This window comes from Flavobacterium sp., from assembly GCF_040402895.1.
GTDB lineage: Bacteria > Bacteroidota > Bacteroidia > Flavobacteriales > Flavobacteriaceae > Flavobacterium.
The window spans coordinates 60,217-84,888 of record NZ_JBBALR010000004.1; the positions used below are offsets into that span (position 1 = coordinate 60,217).

The 24,672-nt window shown below is 30.8% G+C and carries 24 protein-coding genes; 13 read left to right on the top strand and 11 right to left on the bottom strand.

Translation table 11 applies throughout. The features are described 5' to 3' along the window. The first annotated feature begins 6 nt into the window (after positions 1 to 6). The 4 genes from ABWP60_RS05145 (at position 7) to ABWP60_RS05160 (ending at position 4,210) form a co-directional block, all read left to right on the top strand. A complete protein-coding gene (locus ABWP60_RS05145) occupies positions 7 to 384 on the top strand; it encodes a DUF8785 domain-containing protein (protein WP_353149475.1) in 378 nt (125 codons plus the stop codon). Beyond that, the gene (locus ABWP60_RS05150; protein WP_353149478.1) at positions 385 to 930 is read left to right on the top strand and encodes an acyl-CoA thioesterase; all 546 of its coding nucleotides are present in this window, start codon (positions 385 to 387) and stop codon (positions 928 to 930) included. It begins immediately after the preceding gene. 93 nt (positions 931 to 1,023) lie between these two features. Further along, entirely contained in the window at positions 1,024 to 2,127 is a 1,104-nt protein-coding gene (locus ABWP60_RS05155) for a hypothetical protein (protein ID WP_353149481.1), read from the top strand. Between the two features lie 31 nt (positions 2,128 to 2,158). Next, positions 2,159 to 4,210: a T9SS type A sorting domain-containing protein gene (locus ABWP60_RS05160; RefSeq protein ID WP_353149484.1), complete on the top strand. Its 2,052-nt coding sequence runs from the start codon at positions 2,159 to 2,161 to the stop codon at positions 4,208 to 4,210. A 37-nt stretch (positions 4,211 to 4,247) separates the two neighbouring features. Here the strand turns inward: ABWP60_RS05160 and ABWP60_RS05165 are convergent, their stop codons facing one another. The 5 genes from ABWP60_RS05165 to ABWP60_RS05185 are packed head-to-tail and all read right to left on the bottom strand — an operon-like array spanning position 4,248 to position 7,797. Next, positions 4,248 to 5,204, bottom strand: a complete 957-nt coding sequence (locus tag ABWP60_RS05165; protein ID WP_353149486.1) for an ion channel — start codon at positions 5,202 to 5,204, stop codon at positions 4,248 to 4,250. 55 nt (positions 5,205 to 5,259) lie between these two features. Then, a complete protein-coding gene (locus tag ABWP60_RS05170) occupies positions 5,260 to 6,042 on the bottom strand; it encodes a T9SS type A sorting domain-containing protein (protein WP_353149489.1) in 783 nt (260 codons plus the stop codon). A 12-nt stretch (positions 6,043 to 6,054) separates the two neighbouring features. Beyond that, a complete protein-coding gene (locus ABWP60_RS05175; RefSeq protein WP_353149492.1) occupies positions 6,055 to 6,564 on the bottom strand; it encodes an ankyrin repeat domain-containing protein in 510 nt (169 codons plus the stop codon). A 1-nt stretch (position 6,565) separates the two neighbouring features. Continuing rightward, positions 6,566 to 7,417, bottom strand: a complete 852-nt coding sequence (locus ABWP60_RS05180; RefSeq protein WP_353149495.1) for a DUF5777 family beta-barrel protein — start codon at positions 7,415 to 7,417, stop codon at positions 6,566 to 6,568. Positions 7,418 to 7,419: 2 nt separating this feature from the next. Beyond that, the gene (locus tag ABWP60_RS05185) at positions 7,420 to 7,797 is read right to left on the bottom strand and encodes an OB-fold protein (RefSeq protein ID WP_353149498.1); all 378 of its coding nucleotides are present in this window, start codon (positions 7,795 to 7,797) and stop codon (positions 7,420 to 7,422) included. 70 nt (positions 7,798 to 7,867) lie between these two features. Here ABWP60_RS05185 and ABWP60_RS05190 point away from each other — a divergent pair, with 70 nt between their 5' ends. Genes ABWP60_RS05190 through ABWP60_RS05200 form a run of 3 tightly spaced genes read left to right on the top strand, consistent with a single transcriptional unit; the run spans position 7,868 to position 9,492 of the window. Next, positions 7,868 to 8,227: a hypothetical protein gene (locus ABWP60_RS05190; protein WP_353149501.1), complete on the top strand. Its 360-nt coding sequence runs from the start codon at positions 7,868 to 7,870 to the stop codon at positions 8,225 to 8,227. 36 nt (positions 8,228 to 8,263) lie between these two features. Further along, positions 8,264 to 8,803, top strand: coding sequence for a YceI family protein (locus ABWP60_RS05195; protein WP_353149504.1), 540 nt, complete (start codon positions 8,264 to 8,266; stop codon positions 8,801 to 8,803). A 32-nt stretch (positions 8,804 to 8,835) separates the two neighbouring features. Beyond that, positions 8,836 to 9,492, top strand: a complete 657-nt coding sequence (locus ABWP60_RS05200; RefSeq protein ID WP_353149507.1) for a hypothetical protein — start codon at positions 8,836 to 8,838, stop codon at positions 9,490 to 9,492. A gap of 58 nt (positions 9,493 to 9,550) precedes the next feature. Here the strand turns inward: ABWP60_RS05200 and ABWP60_RS05205 are convergent, their stop codons facing one another. The 6 genes from ABWP60_RS05205 to tgt form a co-directional block, all read right to left on the bottom strand. Continuing rightward, positions 9,551 to 10,825 (bottom strand): asparagine synthetase B, encoded by a 1,275-nt coding sequence (locus tag ABWP60_RS05205; RefSeq protein ID WP_353149509.1) that lies wholly within the window; start codon positions 10,823 to 10,825, stop codon positions 9,551 to 9,553. Positions 10,826 to 10,895: 70 nt separating this feature from the next. Beyond that, positions 10,896 to 12,455, bottom strand: coding sequence for a replicative DNA helicase (gene dnaB / locus ABWP60_RS05210; protein ID WP_353149512.1), 1,560 nt, complete (start codon positions 12,453 to 12,455; stop codon positions 10,896 to 10,898). A gap of 146 nt (positions 12,456 to 12,601) precedes the next feature. Further along, positions 12,602 to 13,558, bottom strand: coding sequence for an acetyl-CoA carboxylase carboxyltransferase subunit alpha (locus ABWP60_RS05215; RefSeq protein WP_353149514.1), 957 nt, complete (start codon positions 13,556 to 13,558; stop codon positions 12,602 to 12,604). Between the two features lie 79 nt (positions 13,559 to 13,637). Further along, positions 13,638 to 14,558 carry a DMT family transporter gene (locus ABWP60_RS05220; protein WP_353149517.1) on the bottom strand — a complete coding sequence of 307 codons (921 nt, stop codon included), beginning with the start codon at positions 14,556 to 14,558 and terminating at the stop codon, positions 13,638 to 13,640. Further along, positions 14,545 to 15,621: an LptF/LptG family permease gene (locus ABWP60_RS05225; RefSeq protein ID WP_353149520.1), complete on the bottom strand. Its 1,077-nt coding sequence runs from the start codon at positions 15,619 to 15,621 to the stop codon at positions 14,545 to 14,547. Before ABWP60_RS05225 ends, ABWP60_RS05220 begins: the two co-directional genes overlap by 14 nt. Before the next feature lie 48 nt (positions 15,622 to 15,669). After that, positions 15,670 to 16,800, bottom strand: a complete 1,131-nt coding sequence (gene tgt, locus ABWP60_RS05230) for a tRNA guanosine(34) transglycosylase Tgt (protein WP_353149523.1) — start codon at positions 16,798 to 16,800, stop codon at positions 15,670 to 15,672. A gap of 220 nt (positions 16,801 to 17,020) precedes the next feature. Here tgt and rplS point away from each other — a divergent pair, with 220 nt between their 5' ends. From rplS to ABWP60_RS05260, 6 genes are all read left to right on the top strand, one after another. Then, the gene (rplS, locus tag ABWP60_RS05235; RefSeq protein ID WP_353149526.1) at positions 17,021 to 17,371 is read left to right on the top strand and encodes a 50S ribosomal protein L19; all 351 of its coding nucleotides are present in this window, start codon (positions 17,021 to 17,023) and stop codon (positions 17,369 to 17,371) included. Positions 17,372 to 17,581: 210 nt separating this feature from the next. Next, complete coding sequence (locus ABWP60_RS05240) at positions 17,582 to 19,792, top strand: NADP-dependent isocitrate dehydrogenase (protein WP_353149529.1); 2,211 nt, start codon at positions 17,582 to 17,584, stop codon at positions 19,790 to 19,792. 123 nt (positions 19,793 to 19,915) lie between these two features. Next, positions 19,916 to 22,294, top strand: a complete 2,379-nt coding sequence (locus ABWP60_RS05245; RefSeq protein WP_353149532.1) for a TonB-dependent receptor — start codon at positions 19,916 to 19,918, stop codon at positions 22,292 to 22,294. 4 nt (positions 22,295 to 22,298) lie between these two features. Further along, positions 22,299 to 23,117, top strand: a complete 819-nt coding sequence (locus ABWP60_RS05250) for a DUF4249 domain-containing protein (protein WP_353149534.1) — start codon at positions 22,299 to 22,301, stop codon at positions 23,115 to 23,117. Between the two features lie 69 nt (positions 23,118 to 23,186). Continuing rightward, complete coding sequence (locus tag ABWP60_RS05255; protein ID WP_353149537.1) at positions 23,187 to 23,849, top strand: thiamine diphosphokinase; 663 nt, start codon at positions 23,187 to 23,189, stop codon at positions 23,847 to 23,849. Position 23,850: 1 nt separating this feature from the next. Next, positions 23,851 to 24,672: a DUF6929 family protein gene (locus ABWP60_RS05260; RefSeq protein WP_353149540.1), complete on the top strand. Its 822-nt coding sequence runs from the start codon at positions 23,851 to 23,853 to the stop codon at positions 24,670 to 24,672.

Genomic DNA, 24,672 nt, shown 5'->3' on the forward strand with positions numbered 1-24,672 from the left:
AATAATATGACATTTTTTCAGAAAATTTTAATATACAGCATATTAACTATTGCATTAACGGCAACAAGTTATATTACTTTTTTATATTATGCTTCATTTAGTGATGGCATACGAACGGGAGAATTAATCAAGTTTAGCCATAATGGATACTTTTTTAAAACTTGGGAAGGCGAATTAAGTCAAGGGTTTTCTGGATCCCAAAAATTTGAATTTTCTGTATTAGATAATCAACCGGAAGTTATTGAACAATTAAAAAACAACCAAGGAAAATTCGTGAGAATAGAATATATTGAACGTTACGGTACTTTTTCTTGGTGGGGTAATTCTAATTATTATATTACTAAAGTGAGTCCAGAAAATTCAACTTCTTCTAAAACTAAATAAATGAATACATCTAATACTGTTGCAGCTTCTAAAATTACACTTTCTGAATTAATGTTACCATCACATAGTAATTTTAGTGGAAAAATTCATGGTGGCTATTTGCTAAGTTTAATGGATCAAATTGCCTTTGCATGTGCTTCTAAATATTGTGGAAGTTATTGCGTAACGGCATCCGTTGATACGGTTAATTTTTTGAATCCTGTGGAAATCGGTGAATTAGTCACCTTAAAAGCTTGTGTAAATTATGTAGGTAACAGCTCTATGGTGGTTGGAATTCGAGTAACTTCTCAAAATATTCAAACAGGAAAAGTAAAACATACCAATTCAAGCTATTTTACTATGGTCGCTAAAAACCAAGATGGCGAAAATGTAGCAGTTCCTAAATTGGTTTTATCTAATTTAGAAGAAGTTCGTCGTTTTTACGAAAGTATAAATAGAATTTCTGCAAAAAAAGAATATTTAAAAGAGGAAATAACATTAGATTATACTTCGGAAGAAGCACTAAATAATTTAAAAAAATATAATATTTTACTTAAATTAAAATAAGCATTTAAAGATTTAAAATAAATTATTTGTCTAATTTTAATTTATTTTTCCTAATATTGTTTTTTTTTTATTATTTTAGTAAAAATTTAGCAAATGAATAAAAAAATACTAACCATTTTACTTTTGAATATTTCATTATTACTAACGTCTTGTAATAATGAAGCTGAAGAAGAATATAATGCCATTCCAACATCACCTGTTACAGTAGATTTAACACAAGTACCCTATCCTAAACTTTCCGATTATCATTTTTTTGATGGTCCTATGAAAGACCAAAAACCTGCTTTAGATGTCTTGATTTACGAACCTGCTTCTTCACTTTTTACAGATTACGCCCACAAAAAAAGATTTGTTTGGATGCCAAAAGGAACAAAAGCAACTTATGATGGAGATGGTAAGACACTTATACTACCTGTAGGGTCGGCAATAATTAAAAATTTCTATTATGATAATGTTCAAAATGTAACACCTGTTGGATCAACAAGAATAATTGAAACAAGAATAATGATACGTAAAGCTACTGGATGGATATTCGCAGAATATGTTTGGAATACAGCTCAAACCGAAGCATATCTAGACATGGCTGGAAGTAATACAACAGTTGAATGGAAAGATGAAAATAATATTGTACGCGTTGTAGATAATTACAGAATTCCATCTGAACAGCAATGTATTACTTGTCATAAATTTAACGAACTTCCAATTCCGATTGGAATCAAACCTCAAAATTTAAATCACAACTATACCTATACCTCTGGCTCCAAAAATCAGTTAACTAAATGGATTGAGGTTGGCTATTTAGAAAATAACTTACCTTCAACAATTACATCAACTGTAGATTATAATGACACATCAAAATCTTTAGACTTGAGAGTAAGATCTTATTTAGATATAAATTGTGCCCACTGCCATCAAACTAATAGTCATTGTGATTACAGACCAATGCGTTTTGCATTTAATGAAACAACAAATCTGGCTAATATGGGAGTATGTGTAGATACACAAGATATGGCTGATTTTCCTCCTGCTTTAAGCAAGATTGTAAATCCAGCAAACATTAACAGATCAATGTTACATTACAGATTAAATACTGATAACGAAAGCTTTAGAATGCCACTTCTTGGTAGAACAGAAATACATACTGAAGGAGTTGCATTAATAGAACAATGGATTAACTCTCTTTCGCCTTGTCAATAATTAATTTAAACATAACTAAAACTCTAAATAAATGAAAAAAATTATTTTTATTTTTGTACAATGCCTTTTTTCAATTTGGTCATTTGCTCAAGATACTTGTGCATCTGCAATACCAATCACAGCTGGGTTAAATGTAGTAACAGCTGTTAACGGAACAGATATTCCTTCTCCTATTTGCGCAAGCAATGGTGTAATAGCTGGAACAAATGGTAAAGGAGAATGGTATTCCTACACTCCAACACAAAATTACACAGTTACAATTTCAACAAATATTTCACAAAACAATCCGTTGGTAGATACACGATTTCATGTATACACTGGAACTTGTGGAAATTTAACTTGCTTTGCTGGGGATGATGATTCAGGAACAAATTACTCTTCTTTTGATGTTTTTAATGTAACTGCAGGAACAACTTATATAATTGCGTTTGATAATAGATGGTCTTCTAATGGATTTACTTTTCAACTAATTGAAAACCCATTAGTTGTTCCTACTCCTCAAAGAATTACATACACTACTCAAAATATAGCAACTGTTAATAGTACTTACAATTTGTGTGTAGTTGACATGAATGGTGACAGAAAAGATGACATTGCCGGAGTAAGCGCTAGCAACCTTAGAATTCATTATCAAGGAACAGGTGGAACATTTACAAATTCTGATTTCCCAATTACAGGAACAAGTAATATGCCCTCATGGAGTTTAGCCGCAGGTGACTACAACAAAGACGGATATAACGATTTAATTTTAGGTGGTGGAAGTGCTGTTACTTTCTGGAAATCAAATAGTACTGGTACTGCATACTCAAACGAAACATTTTCACAATATGTTTTTTGTCAAAGAACCAACTTTGTTGATTTAAATAATGATGGAAATCTAGACGCTTTTTCTTGTCACGATGTTGATCCAAATGTATATTTTATTAATAATGGTTCTGGTGTACTAACATTTTACCAATCTGGTGTAACACCTGGAGCAACTACTATGGGAATTCATACAGAAGGCGGAAACTATGGATCTATTTTTGTTGATTATGACAATGATGGTGATCAAGATTTATTTATTGCAAAATGTCGTGGTGGTGCTGGAACTGCAAAGTTTAATGAAATGCATAGAAATAATGGAAATGGTACATTTACTGATGTATCGATAGAAGCAAATCTTTATGATCCTATTCAAACATGGTCTTCCGCATGGGCTGACTATGATAATGATGGCGATTTAGATATTGTTGTAGGTGCAAGTTCAACAGCAGATGGAAATCATAAATATATGAGAAACAATGGTAATGGAACATTTACTGATATAACGTCTGGTTCTGGTTGGGATACTAATGCAAGTACAAGTATTGAGCATGTAGCACACGACTTTGATAATGATGGTTTTGTAGACGTTTTAGGTGGTGGTAATAAAATCATGTTCAATTTAGGTAACGGAACTTTTGCTCCTTCAAACTATAGCGCAATAGCAGTTGGTGGAATTGGAGACTTAAATAATGATGGGTTTCTTGATTTCTTAAATGGTAGTAATGTGCGTTACGCGATACCAAATTCTAATAATTGGTTAAAAGTTACGCTTCAAGGTATTGCTAGTAATAGCTATGGTATCGGTGCTAGAGTTGAAATCTATGGCGCATTTGGAAAACAAATTAGAGATATCCATAGTGGTGATGGTTTCAAATATATGAGTTCATTAAATGCACATTTTGGTATTGGAGCTGCCACTGCAATTACTAAAATTAAAGTAATTTGGCCTTCAGGAACTGTAGATATTATTACAAATCCGAACATTAATCAAACAGTAAATGTTATTGAAGGTAACTTCCCTTTAAATGCTTCTTCTTTCAATGGTAAAGAGGTTGTGATTTTTCCAAATCCTACATCAGATTATTTAACAATTTCCAACATTGAACAGTTAGATGTTAATGCTATACAAATAATTGATACAAATGGTAAAACAATTAGTAGGATCACTTCTAATTTTAATTCCATTGATGTTTCAAATTTAAGCAACGGAATTTATATTTTAAGCATTGAAACCAAAGAAGGAAAGAAATTTGCTGAAAATTTCATCAAAAAATAAAAGTTAAAAAAGCTATTCCTTGTGAATAGCTTTTTTTTTATAATTTTACTTTGATAAAAGAATTAAGTTTTTCCAAATGCAAAACTGTTTTTGTATTGGACTGATTTTTAGAATACATGGAGGAAAATTTAGCTCCATAAACAACCTCATCAAAGGTATAGGAAGTTCTTTTAGTAACTGTTGAAGAATACATATCATCAAATGTTTTTACAAAAACTAAAATTTCTCCACTAGTATCTCTATAATCCGATTGATTTAAATTAAATAGTGGACTTTCTTCATCTATTGGATGTACTAACGTCCAGCTAAGAGTTAAAGAGTTTATTTTACTCATTTCTAAAGGTAAATTGTAAAATTTATTTGAAATAACGCCATTTTCATCAATCAATATACCAACAGTAACGAAAGCTTCAGCATCTGTTAAATTGGTATTCTTATGAGATGCCAAACGCATCATTAATGCGCTACCATCTTTATATGGTGCAATTATTGCATTTTCTGAAAACTTAATGAAAGCATTAGGCTTACTAAATCTTCCGTAAAACAAACCCGTTGCTATAGCAAAACTAAGCAATCCAGACAAGGCCTCAACTGCCGCAACAAAACTGGCTAAAAAACCTGAAGGACTAATGTGTCCATACCCAACTGTAGTAAAAGTTTGAATACTAAAAAAGAAAGCTTCTCCAAACTTATCAATTCTTGATACGGAGGTAACACCCCGCAAATTCTCAACTCCAATAAACATATAAATGGAAGCAAAAAACAAATTAACAATAAAGTAGAAAAGGATGATAATAAAGAAAAACTTCCATCTGGGAATTTTTAACATAGTATGATACCAACTTATACCTTCCAAAAAACTAATACCCACTTTTTGAATATTTGCATTCCCATTTTTATTTATGAACCGACCACCATAATTTTGAGAATTGGCACCAAAGCCGGTATTGTTTTCCGCTTTTGCATTTTTATTTATTTTTTGAAGTAATGCCATAAATTAAAAAAGTCCCAATAATATGGGACTTTGTAAAAATACTATTTTTTTATAATTATTCAATAATAACTTTTTTCCAAGTTTTTTCTGAATCGTTTTTTAACTCCAATAAATAAACTCCTGAAGGTAAATCTGAAATATTAAATTCAACATTTTCAGAAGAATCTTCTACTTTATATGATTTAATTAATGCTCCGTTAATAGAATAAACATCAACTGATTTTAAAAACGTTTTAGTAGTAATTGTAAAATTTCCCTTACTAGGATTAGGATATATAGAAGCTGCATTTAAAGAAAAATCATCAATCCCTAAGACCAATGAAACATCAAGTGAAACACCTCTATTACTTGAACTACTTCCATGATTTGCCATAGTAAAAGATGCTGATTGGTGTTTTGCTAAGGCTATATCAAGCGTATTGTTTGCAAAATTAAATGTATAATCATTGGAATCTCCAGTAGAAAAAGGCCTAGTATACACTAAAGTTCTTTGCCCAGTTGCAGGAACATTATTAGTATTTGTAACAAGTGTCCAATTATTTGTGGAGTCTGTTGTAGGAGCAACACCAATACCAACATGAACGGCATCTACTAAAGTTGTTCCATTCCAATACACTACATCTGAAGCCGCTTGCATTCCACCAGCAAAAGAGCCAAATTGAACAGCAAACCATCTATCATTTGGACCAACAAGAGTTAATGTAACCAAAGAATTCGCGTTGTTTAGTGTCATATTTGCTGTCATATTTGTACCCAAAGCAATAATGCCTGTTGACTTTTGTTGCGCATTGGTTAAACCAGCAATTAAAATAAATAGTAAAGTAATTTTCTTTTTCATAATTATATTTTTTTAATTTTTAAATAGTTGAATAATGACATCATCTTTGGTAGCAATAGCATATTCAAAAGTAGATTTACCTTCTTTATCGATTGCTGTTTTGTTAGCATTATTATTTAATAATAATTTAACAATTTCTGTATTTTTAAATTGTAAGGCTAACATTAAAGGAGTAACACCGTTATCGTTTGTTATCTCTATATTGACTTTTTTATCAAATAATAACTGTACCATTTCAATATTGTTTCGCATAATAGCTGCCATTAATACAGTTCCTTCAGACGATTGATAATTTATATCTTCTACAATATTAAGCAAATATTTTGCTACTTGCAAATTATTGGAATAGGTAGCAATTATTAATGGTGAAAATCCGTTAGTATTTGGTGCGTTCACTAAGTTTTTATTTTCTTGAACAATTTTCATCATTTCATCCACTGTTCCTTTTCTCGCAATATTAAAAACATCACTTTGAGCGAAAGAAAAATTAAAAACAACTAAACAAAATAATAAAATACGCATATTAAAAAACTCGAATTAAATTAAATCCAAAAGCAATTTTTCCATCCGTCCAACTTCCAGAAGTATTTCCTAAATATCCCGATTCATGCATGGCTTGGGAATTAGTAAAATGCATTTGAAACACATGACCACCTGTTTCTAAATCAAAACCTATAGAGAGTGGATTTTTAAAAACCGAATTAGATGCTCGATTCAAATGTGCTGCATAATCCATATTAAACGACCAACGTTTGGTAAACTTGTATCTACCCCCAAAACCCAAAGCAAATTGACTATTGTCTTGAGAATTATTGGCTACATAATTTTGATGAAAATGTGTAGGTGCAATTTCTAAAGATAAATTATCATTGAATTTCCTTGATATTAAAATTTGATTCACATAAGCCAAACGATCCGAAAACTCTAATTTAGGCAAAACTGTTTTTTCTAATTCTGTATTAATTGCTACACTATTGAAACCAACAATTTCAAAAGGAAACCCTTGTTTTTTCTGTCCAAATAATCTGTATTTTGTAGCAAACTCATACGTTTTTTGAAATCCAGAACGAGATGCGTGAATCGTAACACCATTGGTTAATCCGTAAACAAATTGTATTCGTGTATTGGCTTCATCTAAACCAAAAAAGTCTTCAAAACCTTTGTCTAAATAGCCAAATCGGTGAGCAATTACGAGATATAAATCGCCTTTTGAAGCCAATTTTGTAGATTCTAAATTCACAATTTTTAAAGATTTAAATGCCGCAACTTCAGATTCATTTGTATCAGTTAACGTATCGATTTCTTTTAGCAAATCGTCTTGAGCAACCATTAAAAATGGCAATAGGCAAAACAAAAAAGTTATTTTCTTTATCATAATTATTTAATTTCAGCTTGATCTATTTTTATTTCTTCCAATAAAGAATCGTATCCTATAACTCTTCCTTGTATAGTAATTACTTCATTTTGTTTTACATCTGAAATTTTTTTTAGCAAAATAAATACTTTTTCATCAATAATAATGGTTTTATTTAAAGCATCAATACTGGTAATTTTTCCTTTAACAGCTACTGTTTTGTCTAAATATTTAAAATTTGCTTTTGACTCATCTACTGAAAAATCTTGCAAAATCTTTTTTCCAGCTATGGAAAAAACAGCTTTCTCATTGGAAATATTCCTGTGTTCATGGTATAAATAGTTATATGACAGAAACAAGATACTAATAATGACCAATAAAATAAATACTGCTTTTTTCATTTATTTTTAATTTTACATATACAAACTTATTAATTATTTTGTAATATTGTGAGTATAAAGTAATTTTAACATGAAAAAAACAAATTATTTAATTTTACCCTCTTTTTTATTTATTTTTGGTTGTAGTAATAATTCAGAAGACGATTTAACAATTCCATTAACATCAAATATCACAACATACACGCAAAACATAAAACCAATTATTGATAATAATTGTGTGGTTTGTCATGGCAATTCTCCATCCGGTGGTGCACAAACTTCACTAGTAACATACAATCAAGTTAAAGCTTCAGTGCTAAACGATGGGCTTTTAGATCGTGTTTCAAGAATGCAAGGTGCATCAGGAATGATGCCCTACCAAGGTACTCGACTACCACAAACTACTATTGATTTACTATCAGATTGGAATACTGATGGGCTTTTAGAATAAATTAAAAAATATAGTTCCCATCTAAATTAATCTTATATGAAAAAAATTGCGCTACTTGGATGGTTATTATTAGTAAGTTTAGCTCCAATTCAAGAAAAAAAAATTACCAAAACTGGCAGTATTAGTTTTGAAGCATCTGTCCCATCTTTTGAAGAAATTAAAGCAAAGAATAACGCTGTAACTTGTATTATGAATACTAACAATGGTGAAATTGCTGTTTTGGCTTTAATGAAAGGTTTTAGATTTAAAATTGCTTTAATGGAAGAGCATTTTAATGAAAATTATATTGAAAGTTCAAAATACCCAAAAGCAACTTTTAAAGGAAAAATTGAAAATTTTGACGTTACAAAATTAACTTCAACATCAAAAGACTTCACTATCAAAGGTAAGTTGGAAGTTCATGGAAAAAACAAAGACATTACTTCAATCGCAAAAATTAAAAAAACAGGTTCCGATATAGAAATTAAAACAGATTTTAACCTTAATGTGTCTGACTTTGATATTGAAATACCAAGTGTAGTTTCCAAAAAAATTTCTAAAAAAGTATCCTTAAATTGTAACTTCTTATTAAAATAATATACTAATCTTTAAATTTAAACCAAAAACACATGAAAAACTTAAAAAAATTTGCATTTGTTGCCTTTGCCATTGTTTCAACGCAATTTTATGCACAAATAAAAACAGGTGCGGTAACGTATGAAATGACTATGCCAGACAACGAAGAGATGGCAGCAATGGGAACTAACACTATTAAAATTTCATTTGACGAAAAATCTTCTGCAACACAAATGGATATGATGGGCGGTATGATTTCAGTAAAAACAATTTCTATTGACAAGAACAACCCAAAAGAAACCAGAATGTTAATGGATATGATGGGTAAAAAATATGAAGTAACTGGAGAATCTGAAGGATTTGGAAATACAGATGTAGCTTCACTAAAAGATGCAGAATCTGTTTCTTATGATAAAAAAGATACCAAAGAAATTCTAGGCTTTAAATGTTATAAAGCGTCAGTTAAGATGACTACAGGAACTGTAAATACTTTTTATATTACAGAAGCAATTGCTGTACAATCGTTAGCAACAGATAAATTGAAATTAACTGGATTTCCATTAGAAGTAACCGTTAATAATGAGAATGGCAAAGTGGTTTTATTAGCTACTGCAGTAGATAAAGCACCTTCTGCAACTTGTTTTACTGTGCCAGAAGGATACAAAAAAGTAACTCAAGAAGAATTACAACAAGAATTAGGAGGAATGTAATTTACCTTTTAGTTTAACTAAAATATCCCAAATTCAACTTGAGTTTGGGATATTTTTTTTATGTTTTAAGTTTCTTTTTTCGAGCTGCTGGAAAAAGTACGTTATTTAAAATAAGGCGATATCCTGGTGAATTTGGATGCAAATCTAAAACAGTGGGAGCATCACCTACTCTATGCTGATAATCTTCTGGATCGTGTCCACCGTAATAGGTGAACATTCCTTTACCTTTTGTTCCATGAATATATCTTGCCTCTCCATTAATTTTACATTCACCCATTAGTAACACATTCGATTTGATTTTATCAGACATAAAAGCAGTAGTTTGTCCCATAAACCCTTTTACTATTTGCGTATGATTTTGACATAACATCGTTGGAATTGGATCCCATTTTGCAGAAAAATCCATTAAAGTAAAATAATCTACCTCCATTGAAAAACTACCTTTTCCGTGCTCTTCTGTAGTATCAATATCAGAAAACTCATATTTCATTGGTTGTTTTTCTAAAATAAAATCTTTAAATGCAAAGGTATTATTATAATCAATTTTGGCTTGATAATTGGGTTCGCTTGCGTCGCCATCAAACATGGGTTCGCAAATATCTGTGTTTTGTGCTGCCAAAGCAATATCAAAACTGTCTGTAGCAGAACACATGGCAAACATAAATCCGCCACCAATTACATAATCTCTAATTTTAGTAGCAACGGCTAATTTTTCTTCAGATACTTTATTAAATCCTAATTGTTTTGCTAAAGCTTCTGCTTCTGCTTTTTGTTGAATATACCAAGAGGCATTTCTATAATTTCCAAAAAATTTACCGTATTGACCCGTAAAATCTTCATGGTGCAAATGCAACCATTCATACAAAACAAGTTGATCTGACAATACTTCTGTATCATAAATTTCTGTGTAAGGAATTTCAGCATAGGTGAGAACCATAGTTACAGCATCATCCCAAGGTTGCTTTCCTTTTGGAGTATATACAGCAATTTTTGGTGCCTTTTCTAAAACAACTGTTTCCATATTTTGAGAAGGGCTACTTATTTCTTCTAGCATAGAAGCTGTTGCACCATCTGTTAATACTTCAAAAGTTACACCTCTAATCTGGCATTCTTTTCTAATATCATCACCATCAGGTAATAAAAAAGAGCCGCCTCGATAATTTAATAACCAATTTACTTTATAATTTTTAGCCAAAGCCCAATATGTAATTCCATATGCTTTTAAATGATTTTGTTGCCCATCGCTATCCATAGGCAACAAAATTGAAGATGCATTTGAATTTATAGAGCAAATTACAATCAAGAAAAAAACAAGTTCTTTTAAATAGTTCATCTAAAGATATTTATGTAAATATAAACTATTTGAATAGATAACAAACCTATTCAAATACAATTTCAATGAATTAAAATGGCACGTCGCTATCTTCATTAAAACCAGAATTCATACTGCTTCCAAAGGCATCATTTGGTGTAGGTAAATTTGGAGTAGCAAATGGATTTTGAGCATCTAAATTCATTTTCGAAGGTAATGAATCGTTATAGGTCATTCCAAATTCATCCAAATTATCAAATTTACCAAATTGTCCTAAGAATTTTAGTCTGATATTATCCAAACTACCATTTCTATGTTTTGCAACAATGAATTCGGCTTGATTTGTAGTTGGAGCGGCTTCATCATCATCCCAATTGTCAATTTTATAATATTCTGGACGATAAATAAACGAAACAATATCAGCATCTTGTTCAATCGCTCCAGATTCACGTAAATCGGAAAGCAAGGGTCTTTTACTTGAACCTCGCGTTTCTACTGCACGAGATAATTGTGAAAGAGCAATTACTGGCACACTTAATTCTTTTGCCAAAGCTTTTAAACTTCTTGAAATCATAGATATTTCTTGTTCTCTATTACCGCCACCTTTTCCTGAAGTTCCAGCTGACATTAGTTGTAAATAGTCAATTACAATTAATTTAATACCATGTTGAGAAACTAAACGACGCGCTTTAGCACGTAAATCAAAAATTGATAAAGATGGCGTATCATCAATATATAGAGGAGCTTTTTCTAAATCTTTAACTTTTACATTTAACTGTTCCCATTCATGAGGTTCTAAATCTCCTTTTCTAAGTTTTTCTGAAGTCAGCCCGGTTTCACTTGAAATCAAACGAGTAATTAATTGTACAGAAGACATTTCCAGTGAGAATAATGCTACGGGTTCATTACCTGAAACGGCAATATTTCTGGCCATTGAAAGTACGAAAGCCGTTTTTCCCATACCCGGACGAGCTGCAATAATAATTAAATCTGAAGGTTGCCAGCCGGAAGTTAAATCATCTAATTTTTTAAATCCAGATGGAATTCCAGACAAACCTTCTTTATTAGAAATATCTTCAATACGTTGTTTGGCTTGATTTACAAGACTTTGAGCGGTTTCGTATCCTTTTTTAAGATTGCCTTGCGTAATTTCATACAAATTGGTTTCGGCGGTGTCTAATAAATCAAACACGTCCATACCTTCATCATAACAATCCTCAATTAATTTACTTGAAATGGTAATTAAACTTCTTTGAATAAATTTCTGAAGAATAATTCGGGCATGAAAAACGATATGCGCTGAAGAGGCAATTTTTTGAGTAAGTTGTATTAGATAAAAATCACTACCTGCTAAGTCTAAATTTCCATTTCTTTTTAATTGTGCGGAAACCGTTAATAAATCAATTGGTTGCGGTGGTGTACTATGGAACAATTGATTAATAGCTTCATAAATATATTTGTGTGCTTCTTTATAAAACACATCTGGACTTAATAAATCAATAACTTCGCCAGGCGCTTTTACGTCAATTAACATAGCGCCCAAAACTGCTTCTTCGATATCTACAGCTTGTGGTGGAAGTTTTCCTTTTTCTAAAGTAATAGTAGTTGATTTATCTACTTTAACGGGGTTTATTGTAAATGCTTTTTCCATATAGCGAAAGTAAAAAAAAATGAAGTACTATTGAATTTAACTTGTTAAACAGAAACTGTTAATAACTATTTAATATTGTTAATATGTCAAAAAAAATCCGTCTTATCAATAAAAAAAGATAAGACGGATAAATTATGAAATAATTTCTATTTATCTGAAAATTCTCCCATTTTACTGTATTTTTCCATTCTTTGGGCCACTAAATCTTTTGTTGATAAGTCTTTTAATTCATTATACGATTTGGTAATATACTTTTCAACAGTTTTGAACATTGTTTCTTTATCGCGATGCACGCCACCTAATGGTTCTGGAATAATATCGTCAATTAATTTTTGCTTTTTCATGTCTATAGCTGTCAGTTTTAAAGCTTCAGCTGCTTGTTCTTTAAATTCCCAACTTCTCCATAAAATAGAAGAACAAGATTCTGGAGAAATTACAGAATACCAAGTGTTTTCTAACATAAAAACTCTATCACCTACACCAATTCCTAAAGCACCACCTGAAGCTCCTTCTCCAATAATAACAGCAATAATTGGTGTTTTTAATCGAGCCATTTCAAAAATATTACGAGCTATTGCTTCACCTTGCCCACGTTCTTCTGCTTCTAAGCCAGGATATGCACCAGGAGTGTCAATTAATGTTAAAACAGGAATTTTAAATTTTTCTGCCATTTTCATTAATCGTAACGCTTTACGGTATCCTTCAGGATTGGCCATACCAAAATTACGTAATTGACGCATTTTAGTATTAATACCTTTTTGTTGTCCAATAATCATATACGATTGTCCGTTTATTCTTCCTAAACCGCCAACCATGGCTTTGTCATCTTTAAAATTTCTGTCTCCAAATAATTCTAAAAAAGTACCATCCGTTAAGTTTGTGATATATTCTAAAGTATAGGGTCTGTTTGGGTGACGAGACATTTGAACTCGCTGCCAAGCTGTAAGATTTTTGTATAAGTCTTTTTTTGCTTTTTCTAATTTGTCTTCGAGTTGTTTGCATGTTGCTGAAACATCAACGTCAGATTCTTGACCTAAAACAACACACTTTTCTAATTGATCTTCAAGCTCTTTTATTGGCAATTCAAAATCTAAATATTCCATAAAAGTTATTTTATTTTAATTTGTTTGTAAATACAAAGATACTATTTAAAAATTATTTGAATAATTTTTAACGCGATATCTAACTACTTTTTTTTCTATTTCTAATTAATCCATTCAAAATCACAGTTATTAGTATGATTGTAGCACCAATGTAAAACGAAAAACTCATTTGTTCCTTTTTTTCGAAAATTAAAACGGCTAATGCAATCCCATATACTGGTTCTAAATTTATAGTTAGCATTACTGTATAAGGCGAAATATACTTCATAACATTCACCGATGCAATAAAAGCATAAGCTGTACAAATGGAAGCTAAAATACCTAACCACATAAAATCAGAAAGCGTAATATTGAAAAATTCTGCTGTAAATTGATTGGTAAACAGTAAAAAAACACTTAAAAAAAGTACACCACCTAACAACTCGTAAAAGGAAACAATTGTAGCATCAATTCTTTGTGCAAATTTTCCATTAATTATAGAAAAACTTGCCGATAAAAAAGCAGAAGTTAAGGCTAATAATACACCATGCATGGTACCTGACATATTACTAGTTATACTTTTTTGAATAAAATTTGGTTCCGAAGATTCAATTACAAAATACAAACCAATTAATACGATAAGTCCAAATACAATTTCATACCAAACCATTTTTCGTTTGTAAAAAATAGGTTCTAAAATTGAAGTAAAAAAAGCCCCCGTAGATAAACAAGCTAATGTAATAGATATATTAGAAACCTTTATGGCTTTAAAAAAGGTGATCCAATGCAAGGCAATTACTAATCCAGAAATTAGTAGTAATATAATGTCTTTTCTAGCTAATTGAAAGCTTGTTTTTCGGTAATAAATATATCCGAAAATTAAAACAACAGCTAAAGACATTCTCCACCATACTAATGGCAATGCATCTAAAGAAATTAACTTTCCTAAAATGGCTGTAAAGCCCCAAATAAAGACAATTAAATGAAGATGTAAATTATGTTTTATATTAACGTCTGGCATTTCTTAATAAATAAATCGCTAATATTCCGAAAATAAAGTTAGGAAACCATACTGCTAAAAACGGTGGAAGACTTGATCTTTCGGCTAAGGTTCCAAAGATTTTATCGAAAAACACGAAAGAAAAAGCTACTAAAATACCAATAGCTAAATTTATTCCCATACCTCCTCTGCGCTTCATTGCGGAAACAGAAACTGCAATTATGGTTAATATAAATGCCGATACAGGAATGCTAAATTTTTTATAAAGTACCACTAAATAAATATCTAAATTCGAACTTCCTTTTGCTCGCTCTTTATCAATAAATTTTACTAATTTAAATATATTCATGGTTTCAGCAGCATATATTGTAGGTGCTAAATCATCGGGTTCAAAATCAAATTTTTTATTTAGTTTTTCTTGTTTTACAATGATATCATTATCTTTACCTATGTCCCTTTTTATGTAATTAAACAAGGTATAATCTTTAGTTTTTTCATTATACTTTATACGGTTAGCGTATAATTTATATTCTAATTTATTTCCATTAAATTTTTCGTAGAAAAAATCGAACCCTGTTTTAGACATCGCGTTATAACTACTAACATATATATATTCATTTGGTTTAACCTGACGAAAAATGTCTGAAGTTTGTCTTTCTTCCCCATTTTTTGTAAGATAATCAAACTTAAAAGCCCAAAATTTTTCGCTAGCATCTGGCAATATAAAAAACCCCATTAGTAAAGTTATAAATGAAACTAAAGTAGCGCCTACAATATAGGGTCTTAAAAAACGTGTAAATGAAATTCCAGAGCTTAAAATGGCAATAATTTCACTATTATTAGCTAGTTTTGAGGTAAACCAAATAATGGATAAAAACAAAAAAATTGGAAATAATAAATTGGCAAAATAGATTGTAAATCCATAGTAATAAATTAATATTTCTTTAAAAGCTACTTTATTTTCAATCATCCGATTGACTTTTTCAGATACATCAATAATAATTCCAATAGGAATAAACATAAACAACATCGCTGTAAATGTAATTAAGTATCTTTTAAATATGTACCAATCTATTTTTTTCATTTTATTTTAGACATTATTGACAATTAGAATTCTAAAATTCAATTTTATTTACAATCTTGTTGTTACTTTTTTAACCATAATTTCTTTCCATTCTCTGAAAGTTCCTGCTAAAATTTGTTTTCTTGCTTCACGAACTAACCACATATAAAATCCAAGATTATGAATGGTGGCAATTTGTTTTCCTAAAAATTCGTTAGCAATAAATAAATGTCTTAAGTAGGCTTTTGAATAATCCGTATCTACGTAAGTGTGTGCCATAGCATCAATGGAAGTAAAATCTTCTTCCCACTTTTTATTTTTGATATTAATAAATCCTTCAGATGTAAATAACATGCCATTTCGAGCATTTCGAGTTGGCATAACACAATCGAACATATCAATACCTAAAGCAATATTTTCTAAAATATTGGCTGGTGTACCTACTCCCATTAAATAACGTGGTTTGTCTTTTGGTAAAATGGCGGTCACCACTTCAGTCATGGCATACATTTCTTCAGCTGGTTCCCCTACTGAAAGCCCTCCAATCGCATTACCTACTTGGTTTCTACTGGCAATAAATTCTGCCGATTGTTTACGTAAGTCTTTATAAGTACTTCCTTGAACAATTGGAAAAAATGCTTGAGAATAATCATATTTAAAAGGTAGTATCTTTAGATGATTGATGCATCTATCTAACCAACGATGCGTCATGTGCATAGAGCGTTGCGCATATTTGTAATCACACGGATACGGCGTACATTCATCAAAAGCCATAATAATATCGGCTCCAATAGTACGTTGGGTTTCCATTACGTTTTCTGGTGAAAAAAAGTGATACGAACCATCTAAATGCGATTTAAATTTCACTCCTTCTTCCTTAATTTTTCTTCTTCCTGATAAGGAATACACTTGATAGCCTCCAGAATCGGTTAATATATTTCTATCCCAATTCATAAATTTATGCAAACCTCCTGCTTTTTCTAGTACGTCTAATTTAGGTCTTAAATACAAATGATAGGTATTTCCTAAAATTATATCTGGGTTAATATCGTTTTTCAATTCACGTTGGTGTACCCCTTTAACAGAAGCTACTGTTCCAACAGGCATAAAAATTGGGGTTTCAATTATACCGTGATCTGTTGTTATTAGTCCAGCTCTTGCTTGGCTCTGAGCATCTGTTTTTAATAAATCGAATTTCATTATACTATTTTAAAGGGCAAATATAATTTAAAAGATTAGAAGTTAGAAGTTAGCTACTGGAAGTTTTTATAACTTTATAATAAAATTAACGCTAACTTATATTTAATCAAATAATTAATTTGCAGAATTAAAAAATAGTATTACTTTTGCATCCACTTTAATCAACCTCTGGCGAAAGACGTGTATGTTGCTTAGATTTAATGATTTATATAAAACAATTATGTCAAATTTACTTGATTTCGTTCAAAACGAATTAGTATCGAAAAAAGACTTTCCTAACTTTAGCGCAGGAGACACAATTACGGTGTACTACGAAATTAAAGAGGGTGAAAAAACAAGAACTCAGTTTTTCAAAGGAGTTGTAATTCAAAAAAGAGGATCTGCTTCTACTGAAACATTTACAATCCGTAAAATGTCTGGATCAATTGGTGTAGAACGTATCTTCCCAATTAACATGCCAGCTTTACAAAAAATTGAAATGAACCAAAAAGGTAAAGTACGTAGAGCAAGAATTTACTACTTTAGAGAACTTACTGGTAAAAAAGCAAAAATCAAAGAAAGAAGAGGTTAATCTTTTTATTTGTACTTATAAAAAATCCCGATTGTATCGGGATTTTTTTTATCCTTATTTTTTGAGCCCTAAATTATTAAATCTGTAATTTTTTGGTGTTATTTTATCAAATTCGAAATTGTATTATTTTTTGTTGGTTACGATTTAAAATACCTCTAAATTTCTTATATTTGCTAACCTTAATTTAGAAATAAAAAAACCATATAAATCATGTCAAAAATTTTTTATACCATAACAGATGAAGCGCCAATGTTGGCCACTCATTCGTTTTTACCAATAATTAAAGCATTTACAAAGACAGCAAATATTGAAGTAGAAACTAGAGATATTTCATTAGCAGGAAGAATTTTATCTAACTTCCCTGAATATTTAAAAGACAACCAAAAAGTAGCCGACAATTTAGCTGAATTAGGTCAGTTAGCAACCACTCCTGAAGCAAATATCATAAAATTACCTAACGTATCTGCTTCTATTCCTCAATTAAAAGAAGCCATAACAGAATTACAATCACATGGTTATGCCATTCCTAATTTTGTGGAAGAACCTCAAAACGATACGGAAAAAGAAATAAAAGCAAAATATTCAAAAGTACTTGGTTCTGCAGTAAATCCTGTTTTACGAGAAGGGAATTCAGACAGACGTGCACCAAAAGCTGTTAAGAATTTCGCAAAAACAAACCCACATTCCATGGGTGTTTGGAGTGCCGATTCTAAAACAGAAATTGCTCACATGGAGCAAGGTGATTTCTACGGAAGCGAAAAATCAGTAACCGTAGCAGAAGCCACGCAATACGCTATTGAATTTATTGCAGCTAACGGAACTAAAACAACTTTAAAAGCACCAGCAAATTTAAAAGCTGGAGAAATTATTGATTCTTCAGTACTTAATTTAAATGCATTAAAAGCTTTTGCTGCGAAAGAAATTGCAGACGCTAAAGCCAAAGGCCTTTTATTATCTGTGCATTTGAAAGCAACTATGATGAAAGTGTCTGATCCAATTATTTTTAGCGCAATTGTAGAAGTTTTCTTTGCCACTGTGTTTACAAAATATGCTGATTTATTTTCAGAATTAAATATTGACACTAAAAATGGTTTAGGCGATGTGTACGCAAAAATTGCTGGACATCCGAAACAAGCAGAAGTAGAAGCCGATTTAAATGCCGCTTTTGCAAACGGACCTGCCGTAGCCATGGTAAATTCTGAAAAAGGTATTACAAATTTCCAAATTCCATCTGATGTAATTGTGGACGCATCTGTTCCTGCATTCATTAGAACTTCAGGAAAAATGTGGAATAAAGAAGGAAAATTACAAGACACAAAAGCATTAATCCCAGACAGATGTTATGCTGGATTATACGTAGCAACAATTGATTTCTGTAAGAAAAATGGGGCATTTGATCCAAAAACAATGGGAAGTGTTCCTAATGTTGGATTAATGGCTCAAAAAGCTGAAGAATATGGTTCGCATGATAAAACATTTCAATTAAGCGAAGCAGGAACGGTTCAAGTTACTGATGGAAATGGAAAAATTTTCATGGAACAAACTGTAGAAGCTGGTGATATTTTTAGAATGTGCCAAACTAAAGATGCGCCAATTTTAGATTGGGTAAAATTAGCGGTTAACAGAGCTAGATTATCAAATACTCCAGCTGTTTTTTGGTTAGATGATAAACGTGCACATGATAGAGAAATCATTAAAAAAGTTACTTCCTACTTAAAACAATTTGATACAACAGGTTTAGACATTAGAATATTAAACATTGTTGATGCGACACAATTTACTTTAGAAAGAATTAAAGCTGGTTTAGATACAATTTCGGTTACAGGAAATGTATTACGAGACTATTTAACCGATTTATTTCCTATTTTAGAACTAGGCACTTCAGCTAAAATGCTTTCTATTGTTCCATTAATGAACGGTGGTGGATTATTTGAAACTGGAGCGGGTGGTTCTGCACCAAAACACGTAGAACAATTTATTGACGAAGGCTACTTACGTTGGGATTCATTAGGTGAAATTTTAGCTTTAGGGGTTTCTTTAGAGCATTTAGGACAAACCCTAAATAACGAAAAAGCGTTGGTTTTATCTGAAACTTTAGATCAAGCAACAGAAAAATTCTTAGCAAATGATAAATCTCCAGCTCGTAAAATCGGTCAATTAGACAACAGAGGTTCTCACTTTTACATTGCTTTATATTGGGCACAAGCATTAGCGGCACAAGATAAAAACACGGAATTGAAAACCTACTTTACTCCTATCGCTACAGAATTAACGGCTAACGAAGCAAAAATTGACAGCGAATTAATTGAAGCACAAGGTAAAAAACAAGAAATTGGAGGGTATTATCAACCAAATGAAGATTTGTTAAGCCTAGCTATGCGACCAAGTGTTACATTAAATGCAATAATAAATAAAATGTAAATTTATTTTCAAACTAATTAAAGGCGATATAATTTCTTTATGTCGCCTTTTTTATTAACGTCAACTTAACAGATGCTTTGTAATATTTTTGCGAAATTTGCATCAAACCTTGAAAAAATTAAAATGAAAAAAAATAACTTTTTAACACTCTTATTTTTCTTACACTTTGCTATTGCCTTTTCACAAGAAAAAGTGACGTTAAGCGGTATAGTAAAAGATCAAAAATCTAATGAAACTTTAATTGGAGTTACAATTTCTTTTCAAAATAGCACTATCTCTCGCACTTCATTAACAAACGAATACGGGTTTTATTCTATTACTTTACCTAAAGGCGAATATAAAATCAGTATTAATTCTTTAAGTTATTCAGAATTTTCAGAACAAATTACATTGGATTCAAATACCAAAAAAGATTTGTTTTTAAACGAAAAATCAAATGAAATTGAACAAGTTGTAGTGACTGGAAACTCAAAGAAACTACAAATTGAAAAGCCCGAAATGAGTGTCAACAAACTAACTATTTCTCAAATAAAATCAATGCCAGCCATTTTAGGAGAAGTAGACGTAATAAAATCGATTTTAACTTTACCAGGGGTTACAAATGCGGGTGAAGGACAATCAGGATTTAACGTTCGTGGTGGTGCTGCCGATCAAAACTTGATATTATTAGATGAAGCTACTATATATAATTCTTCTCATTTATTTGGATTTTTCTCTGTTTTTAACGCTGATGCCATAAAAGATTTAAAACTATATAAAGGTGGAATTCCTGCAAGATTTGGCGGTAGAGTGGCTTCTGTTTTAGATATTTATCAGAAAGAAGGGAATAGTAAAAAATTCGGTATGAATGGTGGAATTGGTTTAATTTCTAGCAGAATTTTAGCCGAAGGGCCAATTGTAAAAGATAAAGGATCGTTCTTGGTAGCAGGAAGAAGCAGTTATGCGCATTTGTTTTTAAAATTAGCTGATAATAATAATTCAGCTTATTTTTATGACTTAAACACCAAAATAAATTATAAACTCAACGAAAATAACAACTTGTTTTTATCCGGTTATTTTGGAAGAGACGTTTTTAGTCTAAACAACCAATTTATTAACACCTATGGAAATTCGGTTTTAAATGTTAGATGGAATCATTTATTTAATGATAAATTATTTTCAAATGCGTCTTTCATTTACAGCGATTATTACTACGGTTTAACGTTGGATTTTATAGGTTTCAATTGGGAAAGCGGCATTAAAAACTACAACTTCAAATATGATTTTAAACATTATATATCAGATAGTTTTAAATTATTTTATGGAGCAAATGCCATTTATTATGATTTCAATCCAGGAAGAATTGAACCAATAGATGCAAATTCAAGTATAAATGAAAAACAGCTTGCCAAAAAACACGCCTTTGAACCTGCTTTTTATATCGATGCTGAACAAAAATTAACAGATAAATTGTCTGTAAATTACGGATTAAGATATAGTATGTTTTATCGATTAGGCGAACAAACTATAAATGTATATGCAAATAACCAACCCGTAACTTATGATGCGGATTTAGGTATTTACGAAATAGCAACTCCTATTGACACCAAATATTATGGAAAAAACGAAACCATTGCCAGCTTTGACAATTTAGAACCTCGACTTGCTTTGGCTTATACTATTAACGACAACCAATCTGTGAAAGTAAGTTATAATAGAATGAGTCAGTATTTGCATTTAATTTCGAATACGCAATCGCCAACACCTTTAGACATTTGGACACCAAGTGATAATTTTTTAAAACCTCAAATTTTAGATCAATTTGCTGTAGGTTATTTTAAAAATTTAAAAAATGGCGACTATACTTTAGAAGTGGAATCGTTTTACAAAATGGTTAAAAACAGATTAGATTATATAGATGGTGCCGACCTAATAGCTAACGAAGCAATTGAACAAGTACTACTTGCTGGAAAAACACGAGCTTATGGATTAGAAATCATGGCCAAGAAAAACGTAGGAAAACTTTCAGGTTGGATTTCTTATACGCTTTCTCGTTCGGAACAGCAGACTGTTGGAAGAACACCAGTAGAATCAGGAATAAATAATGGCAACTGGTATAAAACAGGTTGGGATAAAACCCATAACATTTATGTAACTGGGAGTTATAAATTAAACCAAAAATGGAGTTTTGGCAGTATTTTTACTTATCAAACAGGGCAACCGGTAACTTTTCCAACGGCGCAGTACCAATACCAAGGCATCAATGTTCCCGTATATGGAAATAGAAATCAAGATAATTTACCTGCTTATCATCGTATAGATATTTCTGCCACCTTAAATCCCACTAAAAATAAAGGTCGAAATTGGCAAGGCGAATGGGTTTTTTCAATATATAATTTATATGGTAGAAAAAATGCCGCCTCTATAAATTTTAGACAAAATCAAGATAGCGGACTGAATGAAGCGGTAAAGCTTTCTATTTTTGGAATCGTACCAAGTGTTACTTATAATTTTAAATTTTAAAACCATGAAAAATAATATAAAATATTTCATTTTAGCAATTGGTTTGTTTCTATTCAGTTGCGAAGAAGTAGTTGACGTAGATTTAAATAATAGCGAACCAAAATTAGTTATTGACGCTTCAATTAAATGGGAAAAAGGTACGCCAGGTAACGAACAATTTATCAAAATAACAACAACTGCTGATTATTTCAACAATACGGTACCAGTTGTAAATGGAGCAATTGTAAGAATAACTGATTCAAATAACACTGTATTTAATTTCACAGAGGATGGCACAACTGGAATTTACAAATGTACTAATTTTACTCCGGTGTTAAATGGCACCTACACCCTATCGGTGACTCATAACGGGCAGACATATGCTGCCACAGACAAATTATATCCAGTTCCTGCAATCACTTCAATAGAACAAGATTTAAACGGGATTACAGGAGATGAAATAGAATTAAAATTTAATTTTCAAGATAACGGTGCAGAATCTAATTTCTATTTAGAAGAATATAAAGTACCATATAGACCCTTTCCACTTTTAGGCGTTTTTAACGATGAATTTACTAATGGAAATCAAATGTTCTCATTACTAATTGATAAAGATTTAGCTCCTGCCCAAAATATTAAATTTACACTACATGGCATTTCTGAACGCTACCATAATTTCATGAACATTCTAATTAGTATTTCTGGCGGATTAAGCAATGGGCCATTTAGCACACCTCCAGCAACTGTAAGAGGTAATATTATCAATCAAACCAATAACACTAATTATCCACTTGGTTATTTTAGATTATCTGAAGTTGAAGTAAAAAATTATATAGTACAATAATTTATATTAGTTTTTAATTCGAAATGTTTACATTTAAATTTTTAAATTCAGAACTATTAAACTAAAAATATGTCTTCACATCATATTGTTCGCGACGACCAAGAACCCGCTTTAATTATTGCAAATGGTTTAGCCTGTAACAATGAACTTTTAGGACAACTTTTAGAATGGTCGCCATTAGTAATTGTTTTAGACGCAGCTATTGAACGTGTTTTGGAATTAGGCATTAAAGTAGATGTTTTATTAGGAGATTTTGATAGAAATTTCGATGCGCAATTTTATAAAGAAAATCATTATCCAATTGAAATCATTCATGCACCAGATCAAAACAAAACCGATTTGGAAAAAGCTTTCGATTTTTTAATTCTAAAAGGTCATAAAGCTGCAAATGTAATTTGGGCCACTGGAAAAAGAGCAGATCATACTTTAAATAATTTTTCCTCACTTGTATCGTATAGAAATCAATTAAAAATTGTTTTATTTGATGACCATTCAAAAGTATTTCTGTTGCCAAATTCCTATAAAAAATGGTATCCAAAAAACAGCATCATTTCTTTAATTCCTTTAGGGAAAGTAGAAAATATATGTACCGATAATTTATTTTACAAACTACAAAATGAAACTTTAGAATTAGGACATCGAACAGGAAGCAGCAACTACGTTAGCGAAGACGGAATAATAACAATCACTCATGAAAAAGGTAATTTATTACTAATAGAAAGTTTTGAATAATATGAAAGATTTTATTTTAACTGAATTCGATCATATTAAAGGTATTGGTTCTGCTTCTGGATTACTATATTATCAAAATGTACTATTTATTATTTCAGACAATAGTACATTTTTATATCAATATGTTTTAGATAAAAAATTAGTGCTAAAATTTCCTTTGGTAGAAAATCCACAAGAAAATATTCCCAAAAAAAATAAATTAGACTTAGAAGCTTTAACTCATTTTGGAAATCAAATTTTTATTTTTGGTTCTGGTTCTACTAAACAACGAAATATAATGTTTTCTTTGAATTTAGAAAATGATACTTTACAAGAAAATGATTTGTCAGTATTATATGAATTTTTGAGAAAACTTGCAAAATTAAAAGATGACGAACTAAATATAGAAGGCGCAATTTGCGTAAATAAAACCATGTTACTTTTTCAAAGAGGGAATGGAAAAAGCAACAAAAATGGAATTTTCATTATTCCAGATAATGCTTCCCTTTCAAAACATTTTGTAGCAATACAATTACCAAAAATTAAAAACGTTGAAGTCACTTTTACGGATGCCATTTTAGTAGATAATTTTATTTACTTTTTAGCCACTGCAGAAGATACGGTTTCTACTTATGAAGACGGAGAAGTATTAGGTTCGCTTGTTGGTAAAATGAAAAGTGATACATTTGAAATTATAGAAACGCAACTTATATCAAATACTCAAAAATTTGAAGGAATTACGGTATATGAAAACAACGATACAGAAATTCATTTTTTACTATGCGAAGATAATGATACAGAAATTTTAGAATCAAAAATTTATAAATTAACACTAAAAAAATAA

Excerpts from the sequence above, each read along its gene's own strand:
- ABWP60_RS05145 (WP_353149475.1), top strand. The coding sequence starts at position 7 with ATGACATTTTTTCAGAAAATTTTAATATACAGCATATTAACTATTGCA.
- ABWP60_RS05150 (WP_353149478.1), top strand. The coding sequence starts at position 385 with ATGAATACATCTAATACTGTTGCAGCTTCTAAAATTACACTTTCTGAA.
- ABWP60_RS05155 (WP_353149481.1), top strand. The coding sequence starts at position 1,024 with ATGAATAAAAAAATACTAACCATTTTACTTTTGAATATTTCATTATTA.
- ABWP60_RS05160 (WP_353149484.1), top strand. The coding sequence starts at position 2,159 with ATGAAAAAAATTATTTTTATTTTTGTACAATGCCTTTTTTCAATTTGG.
- ABWP60_RS05165 (WP_353149486.1), bottom strand. The coding sequence starts at position 5,204 with ATGGCATTACTTCAAAAAATAAATAAAAATGCAAAAGCGGAAAACAAT.
- ABWP60_RS05170 (WP_353149489.1), bottom strand. The coding sequence starts at position 6,042 with ATGAAAAAGAAAATTACTTTACTATTTATTTTAATTGCTGGTTTAACC.
- ABWP60_RS05175 (WP_353149492.1), bottom strand. The coding sequence starts at position 6,564 with ATGCGTATTTTATTATTTTGTTTAGTTGTTTTTAATTTTTCTTTCGCT.
- ABWP60_RS05180 (WP_353149495.1), bottom strand. The coding sequence starts at position 7,417 with ATGATAAAGAAAATAACTTTTTTGTTTTGCCTATTGCCATTTTTAATG.
- ABWP60_RS05185 (WP_353149498.1), bottom strand. The coding sequence starts at position 7,797 with ATGAAAAAAGCAGTATTTATTTTATTGGTCATTATTAGTATCTTGTTT.
- ABWP60_RS05190 (WP_353149501.1), top strand. The coding sequence starts at position 7,868 with ATGAAAAAAACAAATTATTTAATTTTACCCTCTTTTTTATTTATTTTT.
- ABWP60_RS05195 (WP_353149504.1), top strand. The coding sequence starts at position 8,264 with ATGAAAAAAATTGCGCTACTTGGATGGTTATTATTAGTAAGTTTAGCT.
- ABWP60_RS05200 (WP_353149507.1), top strand. The coding sequence starts at position 8,836 with ATGAAAAACTTAAAAAAATTTGCATTTGTTGCCTTTGCCATTGTTTCA.
- ABWP60_RS05205 (WP_353149509.1), bottom strand. The coding sequence starts at position 10,825 with ATGAACTATTTAAAAGAACTTGTTTTTTTCTTGATTGTAATTTGCTCT.
- dnaB (WP_353149512.1), bottom strand. The coding sequence starts at position 12,455 with ATGGAAAAAGCATTTACAATAAACCCCGTTAAAGTAGATAAATCAACT.
- ABWP60_RS05215 (WP_353149514.1), bottom strand. The coding sequence starts at position 13,558 with ATGGAATATTTAGATTTTGAATTGCCAATAAAAGAGCTTGAAGATCAA.
- ABWP60_RS05220 (WP_353149517.1), bottom strand. The coding sequence starts at position 14,558 with ATGCCAGACGTTAATATAAAACATAATTTACATCTTCATTTAATTGTC.
- ABWP60_RS05225 (WP_353149520.1), bottom strand. The coding sequence starts at position 15,621 with ATGAAAAAAATAGATTGGTACATATTTAAAAGATACTTAATTACATTT.
- tgt (WP_353149523.1), bottom strand. The coding sequence starts at position 16,800 with ATGAAATTCGATTTATTAAAAACAGATGCTCAGAGCCAAGCAAGAGCT.
- rplS (WP_353149526.1), top strand. The coding sequence starts at position 17,021 with ATGTCAAATTTACTTGATTTCGTTCAAAACGAATTAGTATCGAAAAAA.
- ABWP60_RS05240 (WP_353149529.1), top strand. The coding sequence starts at position 17,582 with ATGTCAAAAATTTTTTATACCATAACAGATGAAGCGCCAATGTTGGCC.
- ABWP60_RS05245 (WP_353149532.1), top strand. The coding sequence starts at position 19,916 with ATGAAAAAAAATAACTTTTTAACACTCTTATTTTTCTTACACTTTGCT.
- ABWP60_RS05250 (WP_353149534.1), top strand. The coding sequence starts at position 22,299 with ATGAAAAATAATATAAAATATTTCATTTTAGCAATTGGTTTGTTTCTA.
- ABWP60_RS05255 (WP_353149537.1), top strand. The coding sequence starts at position 23,187 with ATGTCTTCACATCATATTGTTCGCGACGACCAAGAACCCGCTTTAATT.
- ABWP60_RS05260 (WP_353149540.1), top strand. The coding sequence starts at position 23,851 with ATGAAAGATTTTATTTTAACTGAATTCGATCATATTAAAGGTATTGGT.